The sequence below is a fragment of the Psychrobacter sp. T6-1 genome (genome assembly GCF_052258445.1).
This window is the reverse complement of record NZ_JBQQFC010000194.1, coordinates 1-4705: the sequence shown is the minus strand read 5'-3', so window position 1 is coordinate 4705 and position 4705 is coordinate 1. Positions and strand designations below refer to the sequence as shown.

At 47.0% G+C, this 4705-nt stretch carries 5 protein-coding genes; 3 read left to right on the top strand and 2 right to left on the bottom strand.

Features of this window, described 5'->3' with window-relative positions; all coding sequences use genetic code 11:
* On the top strand, positions 1-540 hold a 540-nt coding region (locus ACTXGO_RS09900), incomplete at its 5' end, for a 16S rRNA pseudouridine(516) synthase (protein ID WP_443574273.1).
* 411 nt (positions 541-951) lie between these two features.
* Positions 952-2022 carry a disulfide isomerase DsbC N-terminal domain-containing protein gene (locus ACTXGO_RS09895; RefSeq protein WP_443574271.1) on the top strand — a complete coding sequence of 357 codons (1071 nt, stop codon included), beginning with the start codon at positions 952-954 and terminating at the stop codon, positions 2020-2022.
* A gap of 27 nt (positions 2023-2049) precedes the next feature.
* Here the strand turns inward: ACTXGO_RS09895 and ACTXGO_RS09890 are convergent, their stop codons facing one another.
* Both ACTXGO_RS09890 and ACTXGO_RS09885 read right to left on the bottom strand, forming a co-directional pair.
* Positions 2050-3111: a homocysteine S-methyltransferase family protein gene (locus ACTXGO_RS09890; protein WP_435949972.1), complete on the bottom strand. Its 1062-nt coding sequence runs from the start codon at positions 3109-3111 to the stop codon at positions 2050-2052.
* A gap of 52 nt (positions 3112-3163) precedes the next feature.
* A complete protein-coding gene (locus ACTXGO_RS09885) occupies positions 3164-3817 on the bottom strand; it encodes a DUF2939 domain-containing protein (RefSeq protein ID WP_443541244.1) in 654 nt (217 codons plus the stop codon).
* A gap of 325 nt (positions 3818-4142) precedes the next feature.
* Here ACTXGO_RS09885 and ACTXGO_RS09880 point away from each other — a divergent pair.
* Positions 4143-4705, top strand: a 563-nt coding sequence (locus tag ACTXGO_RS09880) for a DnaJ domain-containing protein (protein ID WP_443574269.1), incomplete at its 3' end; no start/stop codon positions are given.

The following is a 4705-nucleotide window of genomic DNA, read 5'->3' as shown; positions in this document are numbered from 1 at the left end:
TCGGTGGCGACAGGCAATCGCTATATCTTGCTGCATAAGCCTGAAGGCTTTGAATGTACGCTAAAGGCCAAGGAATATCCTATCGTCACAGAACTCATCGCCGTACCAGAGCTGGGTAGTTTGCGTATTGCAGGGCGCTTGGACGTCGATACCACAGGCGCGCTACTCATTAGTGATGATGGCGGCTGGCTGCACCGCGTGACGAGTCCCAAGCACGAGCATGCCAAGGTGTATGAGCTGACCCTAGCTGATCCTATGGATGAGGACGCACAAGCTAAAGCTATTCAAAAGGTGAGTGAAGGTATATTGTTAGAAGGCGATTATGAGCCGACTAAACCTGCCACCCTTGAGTTTATCGATGAGACGCATGCACGTCTGACCTTGGAGCAAGGTAAATACCATCAGGTCAAACGTATGATGGGCTACTTTGGCAATCGCGTCACCGAGCTTCACCGCGCAAGTATCGGTCATATCACTTTAGACGGGTTAGAGCGCGGCGATAGTCGTTTCTTGACTGCCGATGAAGTGGCTAAGTTTTAGAAGTCATTTAACTAATCTTACGTAGGGTGTGGTTAGTTTTATGGAATTGTTATAAAGAATTTCAATAAAACGTAACCCACCTTCTAGTCGTTTTAAAATTTTTATTTAAAGAACTTTCCTTGCAAGTCTAACAAAGCAGCACTTTGTTTCAAAGACTTTCAGGTTACGCTTCTCTAACCATACCCTACAACCATACAAGATTTTTACCTCATTTTATCTATTTGTATTGCGCCTCCCTTAAGCTCAGGTAGCGATTTGCAAAAGTAACTGGCAAACCCTTCCCGAATTTAACTTATGTGCTAAAGTCCTGATATCTTTTAATCTACTTTTTTGTATAGTAATTGCTAATGTTATCGCGTCTCTGACTACAACCGACTCTAGCAACTACTCCATTGTGTTAGGACAATCGCTATGCTGCTACCCACAATCAAAACCACGCCTTTATTTAAAGCAATTAGTCTCGTTAGCGCTCTCTTATTAGCGACAAGTGCTTGCGCTGAACCTGCCACATCGATGATGAGTAGCGTCTCTCAGTCAAGCAATACTCAAGCCAGCTCAGTGAGCCAAACGGTGGATGCCTATATCCGTCAAACGTTAAGCGAGGCGGGTATCAAGGTTGAGATTACATCGATCGCTCCTTCTAATTTGCCAAATATGTATCAAGTTGATCTGGTTGGACAACCGCCACTCCATATCACCGCAGACGCCAAATACGTCATCCAAGGCGACTTGCAAAAAAACCCAAGCCCGCGCGTCGTGACCCAGACGCCTACGCGTAGCAGTGCTGCGCAAGTCGGTATGCCAATCAGCAGTGCGGTCAAGTCAGCGCTCCTTGCCAATATGAGTGCGCTTGCCAATATGAGCGCCAAAACGCCGTTCTATTACACAGCAGTGCCTGGCGTCATTTGGGGTGCAACGTTAGAAGGCGTACCGTTTTTGGTCTCTGATGATGCGCAATACGTGACAGATGGGGAGATATCGGTGATAGAGAATGGTCAATTCACGGGTCTTGATGAAAACTTTGAAACCCGCAAAAACTTATCGGTATTTAACGAATTAGATGAGTCGCAGCTGATTACTTATCCGGCAACGACTACTGATCGCGCCGTTATTTATGTTGCAACGGATGTCAATTGTCCCTATTGCCGTAGGCTACACAAGCAGATGGATAGTCTAAATCAAAAGGGCGTTACCGTGAAAACGATTGGCTATCCTATCTATGAGCAGTCACCTGAGCAGATGCGCGGTATTTGGTGTCAGTCTGGTGAGGCAAGTCGCCGCCAAGCGTTAGATAGCGCTATGCTAAACGGTCAGATGACCCCAGCACCTGCTGGTTGTAGCACCGATTATGTGACGCCTAACCGTGAGAAGGCAGCGGGATTGGCAGTGATAGCCACCCCTGCAATTTATCGCGAAGATGGCGTCTTATATCAAGCGAGTTTTGAGAGTCCTGAGTTTTTGGCGTTTTTGGGGGTAGAGTAGAATTTTGATACTGACTCTGGAACATCGCTATTTGACAGCTAAATGCTGCGCAAGCTGCGTGATATGAGCAGTCCCAATGCCGCAGCAACCACCGATGATAGTAGCGCCAGAAGCTTGCCAGAGCTTGGCCCACGTCAAGTAGTTCTCAGGGGTCGTATCCTTGCGTATTTGCCGCAATTGTGCGTTGGCTTGTTTATGCACCTGCTTTGAGGCAAACGCGTTGGCATAGACGCCTAGCTGCATGTTGCAGGCTTTGTCTGTAATTGTTGTATCTACAGTTGCTTTATTTAGAGCTGCTTTGGCTGTTTGTAATGCCAAATTCATAACCTCAGGCTGGCTACAGTTAAAGAGTATAGCGTCGACACTGAGCGCGAGCATAGCCTCTACAGCCTGAGTCACAGATTCGCCAGAGCGCAGCTTCGCGGTATTTATATGCTTATCGGATTCATTGTCGTCAGTAGCCATATCTAATGCGCTATCATCGAGCGTAAATGCGACCCAAATGGGTTTGGCTGAGTGCTTACTTTGAGTTGCTGTAAAATCTGTAATTAGGTGCTGCCAAGTGATCGCTTCAAGGATGCTGCTTTGTGTTTCTACCAGCCAGATATCGACATAGTCTATTTGCTCAGCTAATAACGGACGCGCGATCATAGGTGCGCGCTTAGGATCGAACAAGTCAGGTCGATAAGAGCCAAAGAGTGGCGGTAAGCTGCCCGCAATTTGTACAGGTTGTAGGGGGTCCAGTTGTAGTGTGTCCAGACTTTTGCTGGCCTGTACTGCTTCAAATGCAAGCTGCGCGGCAACTCTTATGAGCTGCGCTCCTTCACTAAAAAACCGCTCTTCTAAGTGAAAAGGCGTGACCGCATAGCTGTTAGTAGTGATGACGCTAGCGCCCGATTTAATGTAGTCTAAGTGAACATCACGCACACTATCAGGATCAGCGCTCAAAGCTAGTGCCGACCATTCAGGCTGGCGAAAGGGCGCGCCGCGGCGCTCAAGCTCACGTCCCATTCCGCCATCTAATATAGTCATCGATTCTTGAATATCAGAATCAGAGCCTGTTTTTTTAAGTATAGTTTGAGTATGCATTATAAACTCACTTATAGGCTAAAAGACACATCAATAGCGTCTTATAATTTTATTAAGGAAGCACAATATCAACGATTTTCCACTCAATAAGGCCGTTACGCGCCATCTCTATCGTCATAGGATAGCCTTTGACTTGACCACTAATCGTAAAGCAGTTGATACCGCAGTAATTTAATGCAGGTTTATCACCAGCTTGCGCGTCTTGCTGAGCAAGCTCGTTTGCTTGCTTTTCCATGACCAGCTGCGTCTGATTGGCAATCACTGCACTCATATCACCGCGCTGAATAATAAGGTCTTGAATCAGACCGCGCAAATCAACCTGATTACTAGCGATGGCCCAAGCCGCCGCCAGCTGTTTGGTCGCGGTATTAGCTTGGCCCTGAGTGTCAATGAGCCTCTCAACGTTTTGCGGGGTGACCGCGATATCTACGGCTTGAGCGATAAAGTTATCCGCTGCTTGGCTGAGTGCATTGCCGCCCAATTCTGCGACCAGTGGGTACTCACTCATCGTCACTGCAAAATCATCGGTCAGCTGCGTCTGAATACTCGGTCGCAGCTGCTCATAATCGATGGCAGCTGCGATAGTCGCACCATCTTTGGTGTCATAAGCGTTTTTGAGCTGATAGGCGCTATAGTAGGGCGAGCCTGCATACACAGCGATAGCAATGACGATAAGTAGCAATAAAAGGGTAGTCAGCTTTTTCATAAGGGTGTGACCTGCTTGAGCATCTAAAAATAAATAGGGCGATAAATATTAGCATGCCACAAGAGGATATGGCATCAATAAAAAATCTATCGACTGCCAGCTTGATAAATAAGCCTATCATCTCCATAAACAGCGCAAACTTTTAATAACTGATTTGGTTACGCAGTATCCGCTATAGGTGTTTATCGACTCCTTTTTTACCTTGTAGAATGTAGGTTTCATGTGAAACTTATATATTTTATAACGATGAATATCGTCAAGATATTAAAAGGTGAGAGTCGTAGATAACCTGTAAGCCCATACTGTCATGACGATAGGAGAGCCCATGAGTAAGCGCGATTTTTATGAGATATTAGGCGTTAGCAAAACAGCAGACAATAAAGAAGTAAAACGAGCCTACCGTAAATTGGCGATGAAATATCATCCCGACCGCAACTCTGATGACCCTGATGCTGAAGAAAAATTCAAAGAAGCTTCGATGGCTTATGAAGTATTGAGCGATGCCGACAAGCGCTCCGCTTATGATCGTATGGGGCACGCGGCGTTCGAGAACGGCATGGGCGGTGGCGGCTTTGGCGGCGCAGGCGGTGGTAACTTCCAAGACATCTTTGGCGATATCTTTGGTAATTTTGGCGATATCTTTGGTCAGTCGCGCGGCGGCGGTGGTCGCGCCCGTCGTGGCTCTGATCTTCGCTACGTTATCGAGCTCACTTTAGAAGAAGCGGTACGGGGCTGCAAAAAAGAGATTAGCTTTACCGCGCCTGCGCCTTGTAATACCTGTGATGGTAAAGGCGCAAAAGATGCCTCAGATATCGTCACTTGTCAGACCTGTCACGGTCAAGGTCAGATTCGCATGCAGCAAGGCTTCTTTGCTGTACAGCAAACTTG